Source organism: Mariniflexile maritimum, assembly GCF_009746565.1.
GTDB lineage: Bacteria > Bacteroidota > Bacteroidia > Flavobacteriales > Flavobacteriaceae > Mariniflexile > Mariniflexile maritimum.
In genome coordinates this window covers 1-21,044 of the sequence record NZ_WRPN01000009.1, presented here as the reverse complement: position 1 = coordinate 21,044, position 21,044 = coordinate 1, and the positions used below count along the sequence as shown (strand labels likewise).

General features: G+C 34.5%; 20 protein-coding genes, 1 tRNA gene and 1 pseudogene. 16 read left to right on the top strand and 6 right to left on the bottom strand.

Features of this window, described 5'->3' with window-relative positions; genetic code table 11:
* Positions 1–99: 99 nt before the first annotated feature.
* Positions 100–2,291: pseudogene (feoB, locus tag GQO80_RS15970) on the top strand (ferrous iron transport protein B).
* A 23-nt stretch (positions 2,292–2,314) separates the two neighbouring features.
* The gene (locus GQO80_RS11815) at positions 2,315–2,866 is read left to right on the top strand and encodes a DUF488 domain-containing protein (protein WP_157208573.1); all 552 of its coding nucleotides are present in this window, start codon (positions 2,315–2,317) and stop codon (positions 2,864–2,866) included.
* A 216-nt stretch (positions 2,867–3,082) separates the two neighbouring features.
* On the opposite strand, the gene feoB (GQO80_RS11810) is transcribed toward GQO80_RS11815, so the two are convergent.
* From feoB (GQO80_RS11810) to GQO80_RS11800, 3 genes are all read right to left on the bottom strand, one after another.
* On the bottom strand, positions 3,083–5,182 hold the full coding sequence (feoB, locus tag GQO80_RS11810) for a ferrous iron transport protein B (protein ID WP_157208572.1): 2,100 nt from the start codon (positions 5,180–5,182) through the stop codon (positions 3,083–3,085).
* Positions 5,179–5,409: a FeoA family protein gene (locus GQO80_RS11805; RefSeq protein WP_157208571.1), complete on the bottom strand. Its 231-nt coding sequence runs from the start codon at positions 5,407–5,409 to the stop codon at positions 5,179–5,181. The genes feoB (GQO80_RS11810) and GQO80_RS11805 overlap by 4 nt, the downstream gene beginning before the upstream one ends.
* 170 nt (positions 5,410–5,579) lie before the next feature.
* The gene (locus GQO80_RS11800) at positions 5,580–6,248 is read right to left on the bottom strand and encodes an SCO family protein (protein ID WP_157208570.1); all 669 of its coding nucleotides are present in this window, start codon (positions 6,246–6,248) and stop codon (positions 5,580–5,582) included.
* Positions 6,249–6,369: 121 nt separating this feature from the next.
* On the opposite strand from GQO80_RS11800, the gene GQO80_RS11795 reads away from it, so the two are divergent.
* The 3 genes from GQO80_RS11795 (at position 6,370) to GQO80_RS11785 (ending at position 9,861) form a co-directional block, all read left to right on the top strand.
* On the top strand, positions 6,370–8,307 hold the full coding sequence (locus GQO80_RS11795) for a M1 family aminopeptidase (protein ID WP_157208569.1): 1,938 nt from the start codon (positions 6,370–6,372) through the stop codon (positions 8,305–8,307).
* 73 nt (positions 8,308–8,380) lie between these two features.
* Positions 8,381–9,712, top strand: coding sequence for an RIP metalloprotease RseP (gene rseP, locus GQO80_RS11790; RefSeq protein ID WP_157208568.1), 1,332 nt, complete (start codon positions 8,381–8,383; stop codon positions 9,710–9,712).
* Between the two features lie 75 nt (positions 9,713–9,787).
* Positions 9,788–9,861, top strand: a tRNA-Asn gene (locus GQO80_RS11785).
* Positions 9,862–10,088: 227 nt separating this feature from the next.
* Here the strand turns inward: GQO80_RS11785 and GQO80_RS11780 are convergent.
* The gene (locus tag GQO80_RS11780; protein ID WP_157208567.1) at positions 10,089–11,339 is read right to left on the bottom strand and encodes a PDDEXK family nuclease; all 1,251 of its coding nucleotides are present in this window, start codon (positions 11,337–11,339) and stop codon (positions 10,089–10,091) included.
* 174 nt (positions 11,340–11,513) lie between these two features.
* Here GQO80_RS11780 and GQO80_RS11775 point away from each other — a divergent pair, with 174 nt between their 5' ends.
* On the top strand, positions 11,514–12,704 hold the full coding sequence (locus GQO80_RS11775; RefSeq protein ID WP_157208566.1) for a site-specific integrase: 1,191 nt from the start codon (positions 11,514–11,516) through the stop codon (positions 12,702–12,704).
* A 26-nt stretch (positions 12,705–12,730) separates the two neighbouring features.
* Here GQO80_RS11775 and GQO80_RS11770 read toward each other — a convergent pair whose 3' ends face one another.
* Positions 12,731–13,342, bottom strand: a complete 612-nt coding sequence (locus tag GQO80_RS11770) for a hypothetical protein (protein WP_157208565.1) — start codon at positions 13,340–13,342, stop codon at positions 12,731–12,733.
* Positions 13,343–14,028: 686 nt separating this feature from the next.
* On the opposite strand from GQO80_RS11770, the gene GQO80_RS11765 reads away from it, so the two are divergent.
* Positions 14,029–14,658, top strand: a complete 630-nt coding sequence (locus GQO80_RS11765; RefSeq protein ID WP_157208564.1) for an outer membrane beta-barrel protein — start codon at positions 14,029–14,031, stop codon at positions 14,656–14,658.
* Positions 14,659–14,718: 60 nt separating this feature from the next.
* Here GQO80_RS11765 and GQO80_RS11760 read toward each other — a convergent pair whose 3' ends face one another.
* Positions 14,719–14,970 carry a helix-turn-helix transcriptional regulator gene (locus GQO80_RS11760; RefSeq protein WP_157208563.1) on the bottom strand — a complete coding sequence of 84 codons (252 nt, stop codon included), beginning with the start codon at positions 14,968–14,970 and terminating at the stop codon, positions 14,719–14,721.
* 91 nt (positions 14,971–15,061) lie between these two features.
* Here GQO80_RS11760 and GQO80_RS11755 point away from each other — a divergent pair, with 91 nt between their 5' ends.
* The 9 genes from GQO80_RS11755 to GQO80_RS11715 all read left to right on the top strand — a co-directional run bounded on the left by GQO80_RS11755 (position 15,062) and on the right by GQO80_RS11715 (position 20,981).
* Entirely contained in the window at positions 15,062–15,811 is a 750-nt protein-coding gene (locus GQO80_RS11755) for a hypothetical protein (RefSeq protein WP_157208562.1), read from the top strand.
* Positions 15,808–16,176 (top strand): hypothetical protein, encoded by a 369-nt coding sequence (locus GQO80_RS11750; protein ID WP_157208561.1) that lies wholly within the window; start codon positions 15,808–15,810, stop codon positions 16,174–16,176. The genes GQO80_RS11755 and GQO80_RS11750 overlap by 4 nt, the downstream gene beginning before the upstream one ends.
* A 14-nt stretch (positions 16,177–16,190) precedes the next feature.
* Positions 16,191–16,949 carry a hypothetical protein gene (locus GQO80_RS11745; protein ID WP_157208560.1) on the top strand — a complete coding sequence of 253 codons (759 nt, stop codon included), beginning with the start codon at positions 16,191–16,193 and terminating at the stop codon, positions 16,947–16,949.
* A 30-nt stretch (positions 16,950–16,979) separates the two neighbouring features.
* Positions 16,980–17,318 (top strand): hypothetical protein, encoded by a 339-nt coding sequence (locus GQO80_RS11740; RefSeq protein WP_157208559.1) that lies wholly within the window; start codon positions 16,980–16,982, stop codon positions 17,316–17,318.
* 218 nt (positions 17,319–17,536) lie between these two features.
* Positions 17,537–17,947, top strand: a complete 411-nt coding sequence (locus tag GQO80_RS11735) for a hypothetical protein (RefSeq protein WP_157208558.1) — start codon at positions 17,537–17,539, stop codon at positions 17,945–17,947.
* A gap of 110 nt (positions 17,948–18,057) precedes the next feature.
* Positions 18,058–18,966 carry an AAA family ATPase gene (locus tag GQO80_RS11730; RefSeq protein ID WP_157208557.1) on the top strand — a complete coding sequence of 303 codons (909 nt, stop codon included), beginning with the start codon at positions 18,058–18,060 and terminating at the stop codon, positions 18,964–18,966.
* On the top strand, positions 18,941–19,930 hold the full coding sequence (locus tag GQO80_RS11725) for a DUF3871 family protein (protein ID WP_157208556.1): 990 nt from the start codon (positions 18,941–18,943) through the stop codon (positions 19,928–19,930). The genes GQO80_RS11730 and GQO80_RS11725 overlap by 26 nt, the downstream gene beginning before the upstream one ends.
* A 46-nt stretch (positions 19,931–19,976) precedes the next feature.
* Complete coding sequence (locus GQO80_RS11720; RefSeq protein WP_198037778.1) at positions 19,977–20,231, top strand: hypothetical protein; 255 nt, start codon at positions 19,977–19,979, stop codon at positions 20,229–20,231.
* 426 nt (positions 20,232–20,657) lie between these two features.
* Entirely contained in the window at positions 20,658–20,981 is a 324-nt protein-coding gene (locus GQO80_RS11715) for a hypothetical protein (RefSeq protein ID WP_157208555.1), read from the top strand.
* Positions 20,982–21,044: the final 63 nt, after the last annotated feature.

The window sequence follows — 21,044 nt, the reverse complement described above, 5'->3', positions numbered from 1 at the left end:
TGCAAGGTCTGGCAACTAAAAAGACTTAAAAAATTAAAAGTCAACTGTTTATATTTCTGTTATAAAGTTTGATTATAAACTGAACAAAAAAATTGAACCATGGATACAAAAGTAAAAAGTGCCTGCGAAACCTGTGTGCATTTTAATGCCGATGGCTTAAAAAAATTGGGCATAAATACCACCAATTTCGATTTTGTGGTTGCTTTGGCGGGCAATCCAAATACCGGGAAAAGTACGGTTTTTAATGCCTTAACAGGATTGCGCCAGCATACCGGAAATTGGCCCGGAAAAACAGTAACACGGGCGGAAGGCGGCTTTGAATACAACAACCAAAAGTTTAAATTGGTCGATTTACCGGGCACTTACTCATTGCTTTCAACGTCTGAGGATGAAGCGGCGGCGCGCGATTTTTTACTCTTCGGAAAACCAAACGTTACGGTTATTGTTGCCGATGCCAACCGATTGGAACGCAACCTAAACCTAGTGCTCCAAATTTTAGAAATTACCGATAAGGCCGTATTGTGCCTTAATTTAATGGATGAGGCAAAGCGCAACCATATTAGTATTGACGAGCGCACTTTGGCGCGCGATTTGGGTATTCCCGTGGTGGCCGCAAGTGCGCGTTTCAACCAAGGCATTCCAGAATTAATCCATACCATTAGCGAGATTGCCAACGGCAACATTATTTGCAAACCGCATCGCATCAAAAACGTGCCCAATAATATTGAAAATGCGGTTAAAACGCTTTCCGCAGAAATTGAGAAGGAGTTTCCCAACATTCCAAATAGCCGATGGATAGCATTTAGGTTACTGGAAGGTGATACGCATATAATAAATGCATTAAAAACGGGCGAATTAGTATAAATTTCATTATGGAACACAAAAACATAGACCATATTTTAGAACTTTCCAATGAATTGCGCTGGCAAATTGGCGACGATTTCCATGATAACCTAACCGAAGGTATTTACGCCGATGCTGCCCAAATAGTAAGCGACTCGGTACAGGTGGATACCTCAAAAAAACGTTTCAGGTTAGACCGACAAATCGATAAGATAGTAACCAGCAAAACGTTTGGGTTCCCTATCATGTTTTTAATATTGGCAACGGTTTTGTGGCTCACCATTGTTGGGGCAAATTACCCATCGTCATTATTAGCGCAACTTTTATTAGACACCATTCATCCGTTATTAAAAAGTGGAGCTGCTGCCATAAGCATGCCCTGGTGGCTTGATGGTTTTTTAATTGATGGCGTTTATTTGGCCGTTGCCTGGGTTATTGCCGTCATGCTGCCGCCTATGGCCATATTTTTTCCTATGTTTACCTTATTGGAAGATTTTGGTTACCTGCCCCGTATTGCCTTTAATTTAGATAGTTTGTTTAAAAAAGCGGGGGCACATGGCAAGCAAGCATTAACCATGAGCATGGGTTTTGGGTGTAACGCCGCCGGTGTGGTAGCCACCCGAATTATTGATAGCCCCAGAGAGCGTTTAATTGCCATTATTACCAATAATTTTTCGTTGTGCAATGGGCGATGGCCAACCCAAATACTAATTGCGACCATTTTTATTGGAGCCGTTGCACCATCGTCGTTTTCTAGTTTAGCCTCGTTATTGGCGGTTATTGGCATTGCTGTTTTAGGCATGTTTTTTATGTTTACAACATCTTGGGCATTGTCGAAAACAGTATTGAAAGGACAAGTTTCAACCTTTAATTTAGAACTGCCCCCATACCGTCCGCCACGTTTTTGGAAAACCATTTACACTTCATTGATAGACAGAACCATGATTGTTCTGTGGCGCGCCATTGTATTTGCAGCACCTGCGGGTGCGGCAATATGGCTTATTTCAAACATCCATATTGGCAACGAAAGTATTGCGGCATGGGCCATAGACGCTTTGGATGGTTTTGGGTTTTTGTTAGGCTTAAATGGCGTTATTTTATTGGCCTACATCGTTGCCATTCCAGCCAATGAAATTGTGATTCCTACCATATTGATGCTAACCGTTTTGGTAACAGGCTTGGATGCAGGTGCAGGTGCGGGCGTGATGTTCGAACTGGATTCTGCAAACGCCACGGGTGCTATTTTACGAGCGGGTGGTTGGACCCTGTTAACCGCCATCAACCTCATGCTGTTCAGTTTATTGCACAACCCGTGCAGTACGACCATTTACACCATTTATAAAGAAACCAAAAGTATAAAATGGACGGTTTTCGCATCGGTAATGCCTGTAATTTTAGGTTTTATCGTCACTTTTTTAGTGGCTCAAATTTGGCGGATTGTTTTTTGAAAAATATTACATTTATAATGACCATGAATACCAATAAACAACATAAAACAATTTGGACCATTGGACATTCAACCCATACGTTAGCAACATTTTTAGCAATGTTGGAATCCTTTAAAATTGAAATAGTAGCCGATATTAGAAGCTTTCCTGGGTCGCGCAAGTTTCCACAATTCAACAAAGAAGCCTTAGAGATTTCGTTGCCACAAAACAATTTCCAATATGTACATTTAAAGAAATTGGGCGGGAGGCGGAAGCTAAATCCACATTCAAAAAACTTGGTTTGGAGGCATCCAGCCTTCCGTAGTTATGCCGATTATATGGAAACGGATGCGTTTAAGGAAGGTATTCAGGAATTAGAGGCCATTGCCTTAAACAAACGCACGGTTTATATGTGTTCGGAAGCAGTTTGGTGGCGTTGCCATCGCTCGATGGTGTCCGATTATTTGAAGGTTAGTGGTTGGAACGTTTTGCATATTATGGGAGAAAATAAAGCAACCGAGCATCCGTTTACCAAACCAGCAAACGTTATTAATGGCGTTTTAACTTATAGTCCCGGTACTAAGGAAATTGAATAGAAATCATTCAATAAATCAATGGCATTTATCACAATCATGATGGTCTCCAAATGCTTTTTTTGATTTCGGTTTTTTTAAAAAGAATTTCTTAACCAAGAAGAAAAGCGCAAAAGCCAGTGCGCTAAAAACAAGGATATTCTGTATAATGGTGTTCATGCTTTTTGTTGGTCGGGATGGTTCACATTTCATTACATGTTATGCCTGTATCCGAAAAAATTATTTCAATACCTGAAACGCTATTAAAGCTACAATATAGGCAAAACCGCTCATTATAAATAATTGCAATATGGGCCATTTCCAGCTATTGGTTTCTCGTTTTACCACGGCAAGGGTACTCATGCATTGCATGGCAAAAGCATAAAACAATAACAATGAAATTCCCGACGCAAAGTTAAACAAAGGACCTCCCAATATGGGGTTAACCTCTGCGGCCATACGGTTTTTTATGGTGGCTTCATCATCACTTCCAACACTATAAATAGTAGCGAGTGTACCAACAAACACTTCGCGGGCAGCAAAACTGCTTACAATGGCTATGCCAATTTTCCAATCGTAACCTAAAGGCCTGATAATTGGCTCAATGGCCTGACCTGTAATACCAATATAAGAATGTTCTAATTTGTAAGAGGCAATATGCTGATTTATTTCCTCTTCGGTGAATTGCTGCGATGCATATTCGGTTTTAACAATTTCTTCGGCGTTGTTAAATTTTTCCCCGGGGCCATACGATGCCAAAAACCAAAGCACAATGGAGATGGCAAGAATAATTTTTCCAGCACCAAACACAAACGATTTTGTTTTTTCAACTACGGTTAACGCTACATTTTTAAACAACGGCAATTTGTAATTGGGCATTTCAACCACAAAAAATGTTTTGCTTTTAATCTTTAATATTTTATTTAATATATAGGCCGAAATTACCGCAGTAGCAAACCCTATAAGGTACAAAAACATGAGCGTTAACGCTTGATAGCCCAAGCCCAAAAACCGCCCCTCGGGTATAATGAGCGAAATAATGATTAAATATACGGGCAATCGAGCCGAACAGGTTGTAAAAGGCGTGACCAATATGGTAATTAAGCGTTCCTTCCAGCTTTCAATATTTCGGGTGGCCATAATAGCAGGAATGGCGCAGGCAGTACCCGAAATTAGGGGCACCACGCTTTTCCCGCTCAATCCAAAACGGCGCATCACCCTATCCATTAAAAACACCACGCGACTCATATAACCGCTTTCTTCAAGAACCGAAATGAACAAAAACAAAAAGGCTATCTGCGGAATAAAAATAACAATGCCCCCTAGACCCGGAATGATGCCCTCTGCCAATAAATTGGTGAATGCGCCTTCGGGCAAATGGTTTTTTGTCCATTCACTAAAGAAGGCAAAGGTACTGTCGATAAAATCCATGGGCACACTGGACCAATCGTAAATGGCTTGAAAAATGGTTAAGAGAATGATAAAAAAGATGATGTAACCCCAAAATTTGTGGGTTAAAACGCGGTCGAGCTTACTGCGCAAATCCTTCGCCTGCGCTATATCAATGGTCTGACCTTTTTTAAGTACATTATTTATAAACTGATAGCGTTTTACGGTTTCTCTTTGTTGCAGGCGTTTTAAATCGGCCTTACTTTTTGTTTTAAAATTGGCAACTGCCTCAATTTCATTTCGGTCTGTTTTTCCAAAATTTACATCCTGTGTTATTACAAGCCACAGTTTATATAATAACTGGTTTGGAAATGCCTTTTGTAAGCTCTCAAAGTAATCTTTATCAATATCTGAAGGATTGATGCATGCCGAAACCGGAATATCCTTGTAATTTGAAAGAAGATTTTTCAAGGTTTCAATACCCTCTTTCTTTCGGGTGCTCATCAAGGCTATTTTTGTTTGAAGCTGAGCTTCTAAATACGGAATATCCAATGAAATCCCTTTGTAGCGCATCCTATCTGCCATATTGATCACTAATATGGTAGGTATTTCCAAATCTTTAATTTGGGTAAAAAGCAGTAAGTTACGTTTTAAATTTTCAACATCGCTTACCACCACGGCCACATCGGGGAAATCTTTATCGTTTTTGTTTAAGAGCAGTTCGATAACCACATTTTCATCAAGTGACGATGCATTTAAGCTATAGGTTCCGGGCAAATCGATGATATGGGCCTTTACGCCACGGGGCAATTTGCAAACGCCTTCTTTTTTTTCAACCGTAATGCCGGGGTAATTGCCCACTTTTTGGTTTAAGCCGGTAAGTGCATTAAAAACAGAGGTTTTTCCGGTATTGGGGTTTCCTATTAAGGCAACATTTATCTGCTTGCTCATGTTTCTTTTTCAATTAAAATATGCATGGCGGTTTCTTTGCGTATTGCCAAATGCGTACCGTTAATATTTAAGTACATAGGATCTTTGAACGGTGCCAACTGAACAAGTTCTACCGAATTACCGGGCAAACAGCCCATTTCCAAGAGTTTTAAAGGAATATGTATGGATGAAACATCCAAGATAATGGCGCGTTCGCCACGTTTTAAATCGGCTATTGTATGCTGCAACTTATTTAGATTGATTTTAAAGAAGCAAAAGTAATCTAAAAAGTTTAAAGTTTAAAGGTTAAAAGGTTTAAATGTTTTGGTTTTTTAAAGTTAAGTCGTTTGTTGTTGAGGCGTTAAGTTGATTTACATCTTAACAGCCAACGCCTCAACAACAAACAACAAAAAAAAACCTATTTTTCTTGTTTAAGGATTTTAATATCTTCTAAAAGTTTATTTATGGCTTCCGGATTGGTGCCGTCGTAAAACCCGCGAATTTGCTTCTTTTTATCAATAAGCATAAAGTTTTCGGTATGGATCATATCAAAAGGGCCACCATCGCCAACATCCTTTACGGCTAAATAACTTTTTCGTGCCAGTTCATAAATTTGTTTTTTATCGCCCGTAACCAAATTCCATTTGGCATCGTTCACGCCTTTTTCTATGGCATAGCGTTTCAATTGTGCAACGGTATCAATTTCTGGGGTAACCGAGTGCGATAGCAGCATAACCTCATCATCATTTAAAATTTCCTGTTGTATGTCGGCCATGTGGCTTGTCATAACCGGGCAAATGGTTTGGCAGGTTGTAAAGAAAAAATCGGCAACGTAAATTTTATTTTTGTAATCGTTTTGGGTTATGGTCTTTCCGTTTTGGTTAATAAGTTTGAAATTGGCTATTTTATGGTATTTTTTTTTGTATTGAAGGGTGCTGTCCACCAACTCGGTACTTACCATAGATGGTTGGTAAATGGGCAAGGGTTGGTACACGTTTAAAGTATTGTAAATAATTGAAACGATGATGATGGATAAAACCAGAAAAACAATTGCGAATAGTTTATAGTCTTTAAAAAAGGAAAGCATACGATGTTATTTAAAGAGAAACAGTGTATAATGGCGCAAAAATACGACACATTCATAATAAAATAGTATTTTAATGCCCTAATTTGCTATTCGTTAACACAAAAACCTAAAAATCAAATCTATGAAAACATGTTTGCTATACGTTTGCTGTTTGGTCTCTTTCGGGTTATTGGCGCAGGATTATCATAAAACATTCACCCACATACAAAAAACCGAGGCCAAGGCCGCATTAAGCCAAATGCTTTTTAAAGCCAATTCAAATACTGGAAATTATGATGTAAAATACCACCGTTTAGAGGTTAGCGTAAACCCTTCGGTGGCTCAAATATCGGGTAGTGTAACCACCTATTTTGAAGCCACGACAAATTTAAACCAAATTACTGTTGACTTAGCCAGCAACATGAACGTTTCGCAAGTAACGCAGCGAGGTAGCGCACTTTCATTTACCCATAATGCGAACGACGAATTGATAATTAGCCTGCCAACAACCCAAAATCAGGGTGTTTTAGACTCGATAACCATAAGTTATTCAGGAAACCCAATAACATCTGGTTTTGGTTCGTTTGTGCAAAGTCAACATGAAGGCAACCCTATAATCTGGACGCTTTCCGAACCCTACGGCGCCAAGGCGTGGTGGCCCTGTAAACAAGATTTGAACGATAAGGCAGATTCTTTGGATGTGTATATCACCTCGCCTACCTTCAATCCTTCAAACAATGCTTATGTAGCAGTTTCAAATGGCTTAGAGCAAGGCCAAAAAATTAACGGAGCAAACAAAACCACCCATTTTAAGCATCGCTACCCCATTCCTGCGTATTTGGTGGCCATTGCTGTTACCAATTATGAGGTGTATTCACACCCCGTGCCCAACAACGGCAAACCTTTCAACATTGTAAATTATGTGTATCCAGAAAACTTAACAGTAGCCCAAAACAGTACGCCCATTACGGTTGATATTATGAATTTATACACCAATCTTTTTGAGGAATACCCATTTGCCAACGAAAAATATGGACATGCCCAATTTGGCTATGGCGGCGGCATGGAGCACACCACAGTATCGTTTATGGGTGGGTTTGACAGAAATTTAATTGCCCACGAACTGGCGCACCAATGGTTTGGCAATAAAATTACCTGTGGAAGCTGGAAGGACATTTGGCTGAACGAAGGTTTTGCAACCTATTTATCGGGATTGGTTATTGAAAACCTCGATGGCCCTTCAGCGTTTAAAACTTGGCGGCAAGATCTTATTTCCAATATAACCGCTTTTACCAATGGTGCAGTATATTTAACAGATGCCGATACAAGCTTCGTAAATAGGATTTTTAGTGCTCGATTAAGCTACAATAAAGGTGCCATGGTGTTGCACATGCTTAGACAAAAATTGGGCGATGCAACTTTTTTTCAGGGCGTAAAAAATTATTTAAGTGCCCCAAATTTGGCTTATGGCTATGCAAAAACCCAAGATTTCAAAGCCATAATGGAAACAACAAGTGGCGAAAATTTAACCGAGTTCTTTAACGATTGGATATACCAACAAGGGCATCCAAGTTATGCCGTTCAATGGCACCAACCCACTTCAAACCAAGTAATTATAAACGTTTCGCAAACACAAAGTGATGCATCGGTTTCTTTTTTTGAGGCCCCGGTAAAAATAAGGTTTACCGGTACTTTAGGTGAAACCCAAGACGAAACATTCATTATTACCGAAAACAATCAAGATGTTATCAAAGAAATCAATTTTGCGGTGGCATCCATCACATTTGATCCCGATGCCGATTTAATTTCAAAAAACAACACCACAACTTTAAGCGTTGATGCTTTGAGTAGTTCCTCCCAGATACACCTATTCCCCAATCCGGCAAAAGATGAATTAACCATTATAAAACCCGAGCACACCCAAATTTCAGAAATAAAAATCTATAACGCTTTGGGCCAATTGGTACGGCAATCTGGCTGGACACCCCAAATTAATGTCGCCTCTTTTCCTTCAGGCCTACTTTTTGTGAAATTGTTTACAAATAATGGAATATTTAATAAAACCGTGTTAAAAGATTAGTAATACAGTGCTTTATGTTTTCTATATGATGTTAAAAGCTTACTTTTGTGCGGTTATAAAAAAAACGTAATACATGTCTGTATTTTTAATCAAAGCGGCTCAATTAATTTTAAGTCTTTCCATTTTAGTAGTATTGCACGAGTTGGGACATTTTATCCCCGCCAAAATATTCAAAACACGGGTAGAAAAATTCTATTTGTTTTTTGATGTTAAGTTTTCTTTGTTCAAAAAGAAAATTGGCGAAACCGTTTATGGCATTGGCTGGTTGCCTTTGGGTGGCTATGTTAAAATAGCGGGCATGATTGATGAAAGTATGGATACCCAACAAATGGCACAACCGCCACAGCCTTGGGAATTCCGCTCGAAACCCGCATGGCAACGCTTAATCATCATGTTGGGTGGTGTTTTCATGAACTTTATCCTGGCTTTCTTCCTGTTTATTATGATGCTGTTTGTTTGGGGAACAAATTATTCTACCAAAGATGATATTAAATACGGTTTTGCAGTGGCCAAAACGCTTGAAGACTACGGTTTTCAACAAGGTGATAAGATTATTTCGGTAAATGGCCAACCATTTGAAGAACTTTCATTGGACGTTAATAAATATTTAATGTTTAGAAAGGTTGACAATATAAAGGTAGAACATGCTAACGGCACCGTTCAAGACATAAAACTTCCAGAGGATATTGGAACCAAACTTTTTGAGGCTGGCGATTTTGCTGCCTTAACCCCACGTTACCCCTTTAGTTTGGATTCGGTTATTAAAGATTCGCCCGCAGCCAAAGCCGGTTTGCAAGCAAACGATAAAATTGTTGCCATTAATGGACAGCCCATTACCTATTTTTCCGATTTGAGCTATCAACTAAAAAACAGTTCCGCACGAAGCCTGAATGTAGAAGTGGAACGCAACAACCAAGTACAGAACCTAACCATTGTACCGGGAGAGGACAAAAAAATTGGCATTATGACATCGCCAACCGATTTGGACTATATAAAACTTAACAAAAAAGAGTATTCGCTAGCCGAAAGTATTAGTGGCGGCATAAGCAATGGCTATTGGGAAGTAAAGGACTATTTAGCGCAATTTCAATACATATTTACCAAAAAAGGCGCAGCGCAAATTGGTGGTTTTGCGGCCATTGGCAATATGTTTCCCGCCACTTGGAACTGGCATGCGTTTTGGTACTTAACAGCCTTTTTATCCATTATGTTGGGCGTGTTAAACCTACTGCCCATTCCCGCCCTGGACGGCGGCCACGTGATGTTTTTGCTATACGAAATGGTTTCTGGTAAAAAACCTGCCGACAAATTTATGGAATACGCCCAAATGGTAGGCTTCTTTATATTGATCGCCTTGGTTTTGTTCGCAAACGGCAACGATATTTTTAAAGCCATTTTTAATTAAAATTTTTTAAAAATATTGTTTGCGATAACTAAAAATATATATATATTTGCGCTCGCTTAGGCGAAAAACAAACACTCCTCCTTAGCTCAGTTGGTTAGAGCATTTGACTGTTAATCAAAGGGTCCTTGGTTCGAGCCCAAGAGGGGGAGCAAAAACAAGAAAAAGACTTTACAGAAATGTAAGGTCTTTTTTGGTTTTATGCGGTATTTACAAGGGGTTTTAAATTAATTGCGGCATTAACGGCTTTTTCTTCTAAATTCTGAATTGCTAAGTTTTTTGTTATATAAAAGACTCCTATTAGGGTACCAACATAATATCAAAAGACACCCATAATTAAATTTTAAAAATTATTAAAATAGTTTCATTTTGGTATACTTCATTTCTGTTTTAAAAAATTAGAGATATCAACAATATGATTTATGTAATTCTCAAAATGATATATATGCATAATTTTATAACTTACATTAGATGTAAAGGCTTCTGTAACATCAAAATGATATTTATTATCAAGATATTCTTCATTGTCAATAATATAAACCATCTGTATGTTATGAGTTAAGCATTTTGTAAGTTTACTATCATCTCTTTTTTTATTCTTTTCAAACAATCGATTTGCCGATTTTACACCTTTGCCACCAAAGTCAACTGGTTTGAAGTGCTGAATCCCTTGACATTCAATTGCCATGTCGTGTTCTGGAAGATAAAAGTCCAATGATTGCCTCCCCAACCATTTAAACCTTTTCTGTCTTTCATATATTATGTTTTGTTCATCTAAAATAGTTGCTAACTCTCTTTCCAATTTCGATTCATTACAAGTAGGACAGACACTTTTCTTAGACAGATGATTATTCGGTGAAACTTCAAAGTCACCATGCTCAGGACAAATGATACAAACGTTCTTCTTCCCATTTACATAATCAACTTTTGAGTAATTATATTTATCACCAAATAACTCTTTTGCTTTAGTAATAAAAAGTTCCTTTCCCATTGCCCTATCTTTCGCCATTTGGTCGAAGTTGCATTTAGGACAACCATGACCTTGTAAATGTTGATTTGCATTTTGTTTAAATTTTCCATGAACAGGACAATTTATTTCCACTTTGTCAGTAGCATTAAAACATATGGTATTAGAATAGTCATACTTATTCCCATGAACCTTTTTAGCCGATTTTAGAAAATAAGGTGTATTATACTTGTTTACCTTAGTTCTAGCAATTTCCCTTCCGCATTTTCTACAGCCACATTTTAGCCTAATATGATTTTGAGGTATTTGAGTGAATGAACCATGAATAGGGCATATTATAGTAATTTTAGTGCGAGTGTTTTTCCATTCCACTTCAGAATAATCATATTTATCACCATGTATTTCCTTAGCTTGTGATAGGAATGTTTCAAAAGTTGTTAATCTATACTTCCCATGGTTATACTGATAAGCACATTTTGGACATCCATTTCCTGACAAATGATTTGTTGGTGATTGATAAAATTCTCCATGTTCTGGGCATATTATACAAACTTTAGTGTGGCTATTAGAATATTCTACTTTGGTGTAATCAAATCTATCACCATGCCTTTTTATTGATTTTTCGATAAATTCAGATGTCCTAATTTGAAGGTTTTTACTCATCCTTTCCTCACATTACCGTAATTACTTTTTAAGGTTTGACTTGCCAATAAGCAGTCATCGGTTTAGGCTGAACATAGTAAATCCATTGTTCTATATCCCTTTAGTTTAACCTTTTAAAGATAAATAACTTTAATTAATCAAAAATAAACCTATTAAATTTAAATCGTAAACAATATGAAAATTAATATACTTTTTAATATAAATAAGCAGAAAAAAAACTCTAAAGGAGTTTGTGCTATAATGTGCAGATTGACCTATAATAAAGTCAGAAAAGTATTTTCTACTGGTCTGTATGTGAATCCTAAACATTGGGATAGTAAACAACAAATTGCTAAACCACCAGAACCTGATAGTGATTATATCAATACAGAACTAAGCCTTATTAAAACAAAAATTAATAAGGTTTTTTTATTGTTACAAGTTAAAGAAGTAAGCTTTACTGTTGATGACATTTACAGGCTCTACAAGGGAGAAAAACTGACCAAAGAATACAATGTGGTTGAATACTTTGAACGTTACTTAAAACAGCTTAAAACACTTATAGGCATTGATATCAAACAAATAACTTATAACAAGTTTGAGTACGTTAAAAATGACGTAAAAGCATTTATTAAATGGAAGTTCAAAACCAATGATTATCCTCTAAAAAAACTTGAATTACAGTTCTTAAATGACTTTGAATATTATTTAAAAGTAGTTAAGAAACAGAAACAGGTTACCATCAATAAAGGCATACAGCGCTTCAGAAAACCCATTAAAGTGGCAGTTTCTGAAAAGTATTTGGACAATGAACCCTTTATGCTTTATAAATCTAAACGTGTTAGTAAAGAAGTGGTGTTCTTATCACCAGAAGAGCTTAAAAAACTAGAAGAGCATGAGTTTACACAACCTAGGTTACAGTTTGTGAAAGACTTATTTGTGTTCTGTTGTTATACTGGCTTGCCATACAGGGAGCTAATGGACTTAAAGTATTCTAATATTATTAAAGGGTTTGATGGTAACAAATGGATTAAGATGAAGCGTGAAAAAACCTCAAAGGCATTATCAATACCGTTGCTTCCTAAGGCACTTGAAATTATAGAACGCTATAGTAATAGTGGAAAGTCCGTGTTTGCTAGAATAAGTAATCAGCGATATAACTCCTATTTAAAAGAAATTGCTGTTATTATTGGAATTGATAAAAACTTCACAACGCATATGGCTAGAAAGACTTTTGCCTCAACTGTATTGCTTTATAATGATGTGCCTATGGAAATAGTTAGTGAATTGTTAGGGCATAGCAATATGAAGATAACGCAGGAAAGCTATGGTAAAGTGGTTCAGAAGAAAGTTAGTTTAGAGATGGAAAAGTTAAAGGGGAGGTAATCGCTGGCTTCCCCTTTTTGTTAAATCTAAATGGCTTTAAATATGTATTCCCATCTGAAATGCTCTTGATTTTTGCTGTTTTTATTAAACAGGAGTATAATTCTTTTAAGAAAATTATGGTGGTTTTTTTTGAAATTTAGCTGTAATAGATAATCATCTAATTCTTCTATATATGTCTTTTTATAATTAGGAATTTTAAATTCAAATATATTACTGTCTTTTTCTTTATATTTTAAAGGTAAAGCTTCACCTGTAATTTCAGATAATTTAGCTAATAAATGTAGCGCATTTTTATTAGTATCTATTTTTTCAAAATTCTCAATTAGTAACTCTTGAACTTGCTTTAAAACATCTAATTGATTGATAGGTTTGCTAAAAAGTGAATAGTTTTTGTCTTCATAAAAATATCTACCATTTTCAAATACTATAGGCGCATTAAATCCTAATACATCACTTCGTAATACTCTTATGTCTTCTCTAATGGTTCTTTCTGAAATACTTTTTAATTGCCCTGTACTTTCAGATAAGGCATTAGAACACCGCTTAATCAATAAATCAATGCTACAATTAATTTGATTGTTTTTTAAGCATTCGTCAATTACTTTATACCTTAATAAGGCATTTAAATTTGTTGGCATATTTTTTTTTGCTACTGCAAATAGGTTGCATTAACCGATTTTATTATTGCATAAAATAAATGTATAATAAATTTCATTATTAATAAAAAAATGGAAAAGTAAAAAAATAATTAAAAGTTTGAAGCCCGTTGAATTGTCTGGCTATTTAGTATCTAATATTGACAAAATTCATTTAAAATTTAAAGATTATATGTTAAATGTTCATGTATTCAACAATGTATTACTTCATTTAGAACCAGATATATGTTGGGATTTTTTATTTGATAATCTTAATAAGATGCCATTAAAATGTGGTTTTTGGAGGTTTGACGATTCAGTATTATTATCAATTAATAATATTAAGGTTATACTTCTAATGCATGTCTATAAGGTTATGCAATCGTAGAAAACTACAAGCGTATTAAATAAGAATGATTTGAAAGGTCTATTGCTATTACTCAGGATTTTGTCAATAAAATTGTGTTTAAATGTTAACGCATTTTTTATTCCATTTCAGAAAGGGAATTACAAGGATTAATTTATGTTTATAAAAGTAGTAAATGTGGATTTACTCATTAAATCGTTAAAACTGATATGGGGTTGATTATTAAGGAAATCCGTAAGGAAATATTGTGAAGTGGTATTAAATTGACCACATTTTTAAATTAAATCATTAATAATTTTTAAAAATCTTAAAATAAACAAATATGAAAAATTTATTATTAGCCCTATTGTTTGTGGGTGTAAGTGTTAGTGCAAGTGCACAAGGAAAGTTCTTTTTAAAGGCTGGATTAGGAAACTATACAGTCAAAGATGAAGGATTAAATGAAAATACTTTTGGAATTAATATTGGCATGGGGTTTCATTTCGGACAAACCTCAGTATTTCAACCTGAACTTAATTTTGGAGTTTATAAATTAGACATTTCTAATTCTGGTAATGATGGGATATTATTTGAAGACTATACATATAATGGGAGTGTTTTTAAACTAAGTATTCCCTTGTTGTTTAAACAGTTAATAGCAGATAAAATTTCACTAATAGCTGGTATAACACCATCAATGCTATTTATAAATAAAGATAAAATGGAGTTGACCAGAATTAATGGAGGATATGATAAGTCATCATTTGCAACTATAAAAGAAATATCTGCTAATGGAGCATTTACATTTGGAGGTGAATATAGTATTAATGATAGGTTAATTCTCGAAGCAAGATATAATTTTACACCAATATTTTTTACTGAACTAGATGGATTCAATATTGTTGATACCAGTGAATTTAAATTATATGAGAGCAGAAGTATACAGTTAGGGTTAAAGTATATTGTAAGGTAGTCTTAATAAGTTCAATTTTATTTCTGTAGTTAGTATTAACTAATCAAGATAATTGAAATGTTAAAATTCAATATCAAAAAATTCGCTTAAAGGAACTTCCAATGTAATTGCCAGAACTGAAATGGTAACAATATTAGGAGTTACAACACCTTTTTCAATTTTATATAAGTATTGTCTATCCTTACCAACTAATTGTGCTAGTTGAGTTTGTGTAAGACCTCTTTTTTTTCTAAAAAGCTTAACCCTGTTTCCAATTTCTTTGGGAATTGAAGCTTTTAGTTGTTCAAGTCTTTCATCAGATAATTCTACCATATGGTAAAATTCCAATTTGATAGATTAAATATTGTAACCTTATATTACTGCATTTGTTATATTTGGAAATAAGTAAATAAGATTATATGAAATGAACACATTAAGAATTGAAACAGTAAAGTATGAGGGTGTAGACAGAAAACAGTTAGTAGGTGCCTGCAAACTAATGACCTTACCAAGTGAAACAGAACAGTCTTATATTAACAGTAAAGGTGAAAAGAAAATATTTAAATTTGCTAATGCTAAAGGTTTATTGCCAAATGGTAAGGAAATTGACTTATTATGCACTATTCCACAAAAGAGCTTACAGCTTATGAAAGCAAATGGCGGTGAGTTTAAAGTGGGTGAGAGCTATATTACTACTATTATAGCTGAACCAAGTACAGCGGACCCAACAAAATTGGTGTTCTTTGCAAGATTGTCACACTTAACTTATACTGGTACAAACAACACAAATGAAGTGTTGGGAATTCACTACATTGACAAAATTAAGATAACCAAAGAGGTTTCTGAAATTAGTTATTCCGGTAATCATCAACAAAAGTTTGATGGCAAAACAGATATTAATATTGAGGAAAGTGAAAATATTTTTGATGATAATGAAGCTTATTTTGGCGATGAGCATTATTCTCAAATTTTGCGTTCAGAAAGAAACCATAATCCAAAAATAGATATAAGTAAGGATAAAGATGTCGGATGTTTAACTATACTACCTTTATTTATATGTTTGTTAGTGTCGCTATTAGTTATAGGTCCAATATCAGAAGTTATAGGGTTTTTAGCTTATCCACTAGTAGTTGGAGGAGGATTTATTCTAGCGAAGATATGGTATAATCAATGACTAAAAAGATAAACATAGTTTTATTTAATATTGAAAGTTTAGTGGTTAGTTCATTTGTTAAACTAGATTCTTCACTTTTAAATATTTTGGATGAAACTGCTGATTACTCACACAACAGCAAACATGAATTTATTGGAGATATGCAGACCCTTTTTGAAAGATTAAAAGAAAAAGGGATTACATCATTAACTGCCAAACCATCAAAATGCAACTATTGTTATCCAACTGGAAAAGCTTATAGTTTCCATAATCCTGATACAGATGAGTTTGTTATAAGATATGTGATTCATCAAGAAAGTGAAAAGGTGTTTCGTGTTGAAGAATGTAGAAATATACCACCTAGAAAAGATGGCATGCCATTTTAAACAATCAATTTATTATGAAAGGAAAAGTGAAAATTGTAAAGGAGACTTCTTGGGAAGCAATTGAAAAATATGAAGAAATTTTAAAAGGAATAAAAAAAAGGATAGATTATGAACATGATTCAGTTAAATATTATGATGATTTAGGTAATATTACTGAAGAAAATTATTATTCCCCTAACAACGTACTAATGTATAAGGTTAAAAAAAAATACAATGAAGAGGGTAAATTGATTGATGAAAATATATTTAACCAAGATGGAAAACTGAGAAGTCAAAAGAATATGTTATATGATGAACAAGGGAATGAAATACAAATTTACTATAATGATGAGGGAGTTATTGTTTATAAATTAGTTGTTAACTATTATGACAATGGTAAACGGGAGGAGAGGTTTTTTCATGATTTATCTACCGACCGCATTACTAAGTCATCCTGTCTTTATGATGATATGGGTAATCAAATAGAACAACTACAATACAATTCAGATGGAAGCTTAGATTATAAACGAACTTCTTTATATGATACAAGAGGTAATGGAATTGAATGGAGTCAGTACAACCCTGATGGAATTCTAGATTCTAAATACAGTAGAAAATATGATTTAAATAATAATCCAATTGAATGGAAACAGCACTATGACTCAGATGGTACTCAAAGTCCTATGAAGAATTGGAAATATATCTACGATATACAAGGCAATTGGATAAAAAGGATAGATTTTCTAGATGGAGTGCCAAAGGCTATTATAGAAAGAGAAATAACTTATTATTAACAATTCTCTATAAAAACATTATTTTCAACTATGGGTTCGCAAGTTAAAGCAATATGTAAATGTGGGTATAATAAAGAAGTATTGATTGGTGGTGGTAGGTTAAACTTTAAAACTGTAGAATGCTTTCCATGCTATTGTGAAAATTGCCATGATATGGTTCAAGGTAATTTAAAAGCTGATAAGTTAATTTGCCCTAGTTGTGGTTCATCAAAAATATCCTCATATAATAATAAACATTTAATTGGTAAGAAAGGAAACCAAATAGTAGAACAAAGCTTTAATAATGTATTAACAGATGGTTTCTATAAATGCCCAAAATGTGAAGAAATGAATCTTCAATTTTTCCAAGGAGGAATCCTTTGGGACTAAAAAAATTTTTTTGACCAAAATTTCAGAACGCTTTTTAATTTTTCAAATTACCACAATTTTATAAGTACCCCCCCCCTGTTTTTTTCCAAGTAATTTTTTTTGGTATGGTTGTATACGCTGGACTATCTAGCAATCATACCCTACACTTCTTCAACTTTGCACGTCCCCGCGTCGGGTTCGGCATAAATTAATTTATTAACTTTTAAATATTTTTTACCATGGTAGAGAAAAGAAACAAAGAAACAGGTCTATTGGAAGTTCATGTTCCAGCCGTAGTTAAAGAGATTAAAGATGAAGTCTATAATCTAAACAATGAAAAGCTAACGCCTTATAAATTAGGGACAAGCCAAATTAAATACCCCGATGGTGGTACAGAAGACGTCTTGACAAGGTTTTATACCAAAAGTATTGCTGCACATCCTGATACATTCAAAGCAGGGAGCTCCATCAATCTTGTTATTCAAACTGAAGGAGATTACGCAGGTAGAGCAGTTGCTCAATTACCTGGAACAACCGTTGATATTTCCAGATTATTAGGAAGAAAAGAAACGCACGGTATTACACTTACTACAGCAAGAGCAGAAAGTGTAGTAAAGGAAAATGTTATTGATGAAGAATTGGTAGCGTAAATAACCAATGGCATAAGATAAATAGAGCTTCAGAAATGAGGCTCTTTTTTTATGTCATAGTTTCTTAGAAACTATAACAAATTTCATTACAAACCTAAATTAAAAACATTATGAAACTACAAAAGGCACAAAGAGACCAAGTGAAATTAAGACTTGGAATAAGTGGAGCAAGTGGGTTTGGCAAAAGCTATTCCGCTTTATTATTAGCTTATGGAATTACAAATGATTGGACTAAAATAGCCATCATAGACACAGAAAACAATTCAGCATCTTTATACTCACATTTAGGAGATTTTAACGTGCTTTCATTAAATGAGCCTTACAGTCCAGAAAGATATATTGAAGCCATTAAAACCTGTGAAAATGCGTCTATGGATGTCATTATTATTGACAGTATAACCCATGAATGGCAGGGTAAAGGAGGGTGTTTACAGATACATGAACAGTTAGGCGGTAGGTTTCAGGATTGGGCTCAAGTTACACCAAGACATCAGGCTTTTATTGATGCTATTTTGGGTAGTTCCTGTCATGTTATTACTACTGTTAGAAGTAAAATAGACTATTCTATAGACACCACTTCAAATGGACGTACAAAAGTTGTCAAACATGGCATGAAGGAAATTACAAGAGAAGGATTCGAGTATGAGCTAACTGTAAATTTTGAAATCATTAATGACCAACATTTAGTTAGAGCTAGCAAGGACAGAACAGGATTGTTTTCATCAGATAAACCAGAGTTTGTAATTAATGCAGCTACAGGCAAAAAGATTTTACAATGGTGCAATCAATCAGATAAAGTTAAAAGTGAAGACGTCACAAAAGAAATTTCAAGCTGTAAAACCATAGAGCAATTAAGATATGTCTATGCGAAGTATCCTGAAATACAGGATAGGATAAAACCACATATTATTCAACGGCAACGTGAAATAGAAACCTTGAAAACACAAGTTATCCCTAATCAAGAAATTATTAACCAATCTAAAGACCAACAAAATGGAACTGATAACAGTACAAAATAATATAGAAAATCAGATTATTTCTGAAAATGAAGTAATTACTAGAACTTCAAATGGAAATTTTATTGAAGCTAATACAAAAAAAGTAAGTTTAGAACACCTTAAAAGGGATTGCACCATCCCTGTTTTTGCTAAGGACAACGAAACCAGTATCAGCCACTACCAATTTATAGATAGTACTCAAGAAATTGCAAGACAGCTTTTCCCTGATGTAGAAATCATGCAGCCAGATATAAGGGTGTCGCACATAATAAAAGGAAGAATTCCTTCCGCTATTGGAAAGCCAGCTAAAGAACTATTAGAGCATGAAAAGACCCTTTACTATGAAAGATGTGCATTTGTAATTGAGATACCATCTATAAAACAAATAATAAATGGTAATGAGTTATCATTGACAATAGGCGGTGTGAGGGCGTACAACCAAGAGAACCTTTACAGTAGAAAATCATTAGAGAAATTCAAGTTGTTTATAGGTTTTAAGAATAAGGTTTGCACAAATTTATGTGTCAGTACCGACGGGTTCTCGAATGAAATTAGGATTGGTTCAATATCTGAATTATCAGATAAGGCGATGGAATTATTTGAAGGGTATAACATGCAACAGCATTTAGAATTAATGCATGAATTACCAAATTATGAGCTATCAGAAAAACAGTTTGCTCAATTTATTGGAAAAGCTAGAATGTACGGTCATTTAAGTAAGGCTGAACAAAATGGATTATTTCCTATGGCTTTAAGTGATTCACAAATCAATCAAGTGGTGAAACAATATTATACCTGTGATAACTTCGGACGTAGTGCAGATGGTTCTGTTAACTTGTGGAATTTATACAATCTTTTTACTGAAGCGAATAAAGGTTCTTACATTGATTCTAATTTTGAGCGTAACGTTAATGCATTCGAGTTAGTACAAAACCTTGGTAATTCTATTAAAAACAGCACCAATAATTGGTTCCTTCATAATTAATAATATAGCTAAAAACAGAATTTAGCCTTCTAAAAAAAGATTAGTTATGGATGAAAAACAGTTGGCTGAATTGCTAAGCTATTGCAGCCCCAAAACCCTTTATGTGGTAACCTGGAACAACCTATTGAAGCTGCTTTTTTGTCCTTTTAAAGTGTGTTTAAAACATGATATAGGTGATTTAAAGAAAGGTGATATTGTTTGGGTTGAAGAAGTTAAAGTAACGATGGAACTTAAAACAGTTTATAAAATAAAAGGACATTATTACTATTACCATTATTTTGAAATTATTGTAGATGATTAATAAAGAGGTTTATGCTGTATTTTGGATAACCAAGCTTTTGAGACGGTTTTTACTCTATAAACTACAAAACCACTGAAAATGAATTAGAGTGCTCTGTTTTATTTAATGCATTGTATATACTACTATGTGCAATGCTTTAAATGCAGAGAAATAAGTAATTTAAAAAGTAATAAACTATAATTTTTTCGCTTATAAAATATGTAAGAAAATGTTTGCTAAATTGAATTTTTTTTTGTACCTTGCGACATGTTTTAAACGTGGTTAAACCCATGATTTTTGGAGAAACGAAAAGATAAAAAAAAGAAAAAGAGAAGTATAAAATAAATAAAAAAATAAAGACTCAGAAATTTGATTTAGCCATACATTAATAATGTGTGGCTTTTTTATTCCATAGTTTAAAATTTTAACTATCAATTTAATATATGAATGGAATTTTTCAGTTTGATAGTTGCTGAAATTAATCTGATTGCACTGATTATGCTGATTAATGCAATCTTAAAAATTTTAATTATGAAAATAAAAAATGAAGTTAATAAAGTTAAAACAAGAAAATTAATTGATTTAATTCAAAGAGTTGAAAGGGAACCTGAACCCAAATTTTTATGGAACGGGATAATGGAAGGCTCACATGGTCTTATAGTTGGACATCCAAAAACAGGAAAAACAACTTTTGCTGAAAATTTGGCTATTTTGGATAGGGCGGGCAAAGTGAACCACTTGCAGCGGATGAAAGTGAGCATAGCTAAGTAAGCGCTCAAAATCGATTCATTTGTGGTTAAATTTAGTATTTATTTTTCAATTTTTTACGCATGG

What these genes read in the sequence shown, in the direction of transcription:
- GQO80_RS11800 (WP_157208570.1), bottom strand. Translation starts at nt 6,248, where the DNA reads ATGCTTTCCTTTTTTAAAGACTATAAACTATTCGCAATTGTTTTTCTG.
- GQO80_RS11815 (WP_157208573.1), top strand. Translation starts at nt 2,315, where the DNA reads ATGAATACCAATAAACAACATAAAACAATTTGGACCATTGGACATTCA.
- GQO80_RS11740 (WP_157208559.1), top strand. Translation starts at nt 16,980, where the DNA reads ATGGGTTCGCAAGTTAAAGCAATATGTAAATGTGGGTATAATAAAGAA.
- GQO80_RS11775 (WP_157208566.1), top strand. Translation starts at nt 11,514, where the DNA reads ATGAAAATTAATATACTTTTTAATATAAATAAGCAGAAAAAAAACTCT.
- GQO80_RS11755 (WP_157208562.1), top strand. Translation starts at nt 15,062, where the DNA reads ATGAACACATTAAGAATTGAAACAGTAAAGTATGAGGGTGTAGACAGA.
- GQO80_RS11735 (WP_157208558.1), top strand. Translation starts at nt 17,537, where the DNA reads ATGGTAGAGAAAAGAAACAAAGAAACAGGTCTATTGGAAGTTCATGTT.
- GQO80_RS11715 (WP_157208555.1), top strand. Translation starts at nt 20,658, where the DNA reads ATGGAATTTTTCAGTTTGATAGTTGCTGAAATTAATCTGATTGCACTG.
- GQO80_RS11720 (WP_198037778.1), top strand. Translation starts at nt 19,977, where the DNA reads ATGGATGAAAAACAGTTGGCTGAATTGCTAAGCTATTGCAGCCCCAAA.
- rseP (WP_157208568.1), top strand. Translation starts at nt 8,381, where the DNA reads ATGTCTGTATTTTTAATCAAAGCGGCTCAATTAATTTTAAGTCTTTCC.
- GQO80_RS11750 (WP_157208561.1), top strand. Translation starts at nt 15,808, where the DNA reads ATGACTAAAAAGATAAACATAGTTTTATTTAATATTGAAAGTTTAGTG.
- GQO80_RS11770 (WP_157208565.1), bottom strand. Translation starts at nt 13,342, where the DNA reads ATGCCAACAAATTTAAATGCCTTATTAAGGTATAAAGTAATTGACGAA.
- GQO80_RS11780 (WP_157208567.1), bottom strand. Translation starts at nt 11,339, where the DNA reads ATGAGTAAAAACCTTCAAATTAGGACATCTGAATTTATCGAAAAATCA.
- GQO80_RS11795 (WP_157208569.1), top strand. Translation starts at nt 6,370, where the DNA reads ATGAAAACATGTTTGCTATACGTTTGCTGTTTGGTCTCTTTCGGGTTA.
- GQO80_RS11760 (WP_157208563.1), bottom strand. Translation starts at nt 14,970, where the DNA reads ATGGTAGAATTATCTGATGAAAGACTTGAACAACTAAAAGCTTCAATT.
- GQO80_RS11745 (WP_157208560.1), top strand. Translation starts at nt 16,191, where the DNA reads ATGAAAGGAAAAGTGAAAATTGTAAAGGAGACTTCTTGGGAAGCAATT.
- GQO80_RS11725 (WP_157208556.1), top strand. Translation starts at nt 18,941, where the DNA reads ATGGAACTGATAACAGTACAAAATAATATAGAAAATCAGATTATTTCT.
- GQO80_RS11765 (WP_157208564.1), top strand. Translation starts at nt 14,029, where the DNA reads ATGAAAAATTTATTATTAGCCCTATTGTTTGTGGGTGTAAGTGTTAGT.
- feoB (WP_157208572.1), bottom strand. Translation starts at nt 5,182, where the DNA reads ATGAGCAAGCAGATAAATGTTGCCTTAATAGGAAACCCCAATACCGGA.
- GQO80_RS11730 (WP_157208557.1), top strand. Translation starts at nt 18,058, where the DNA reads ATGAAACTACAAAAGGCACAAAGAGACCAAGTGAAATTAAGACTTGGA.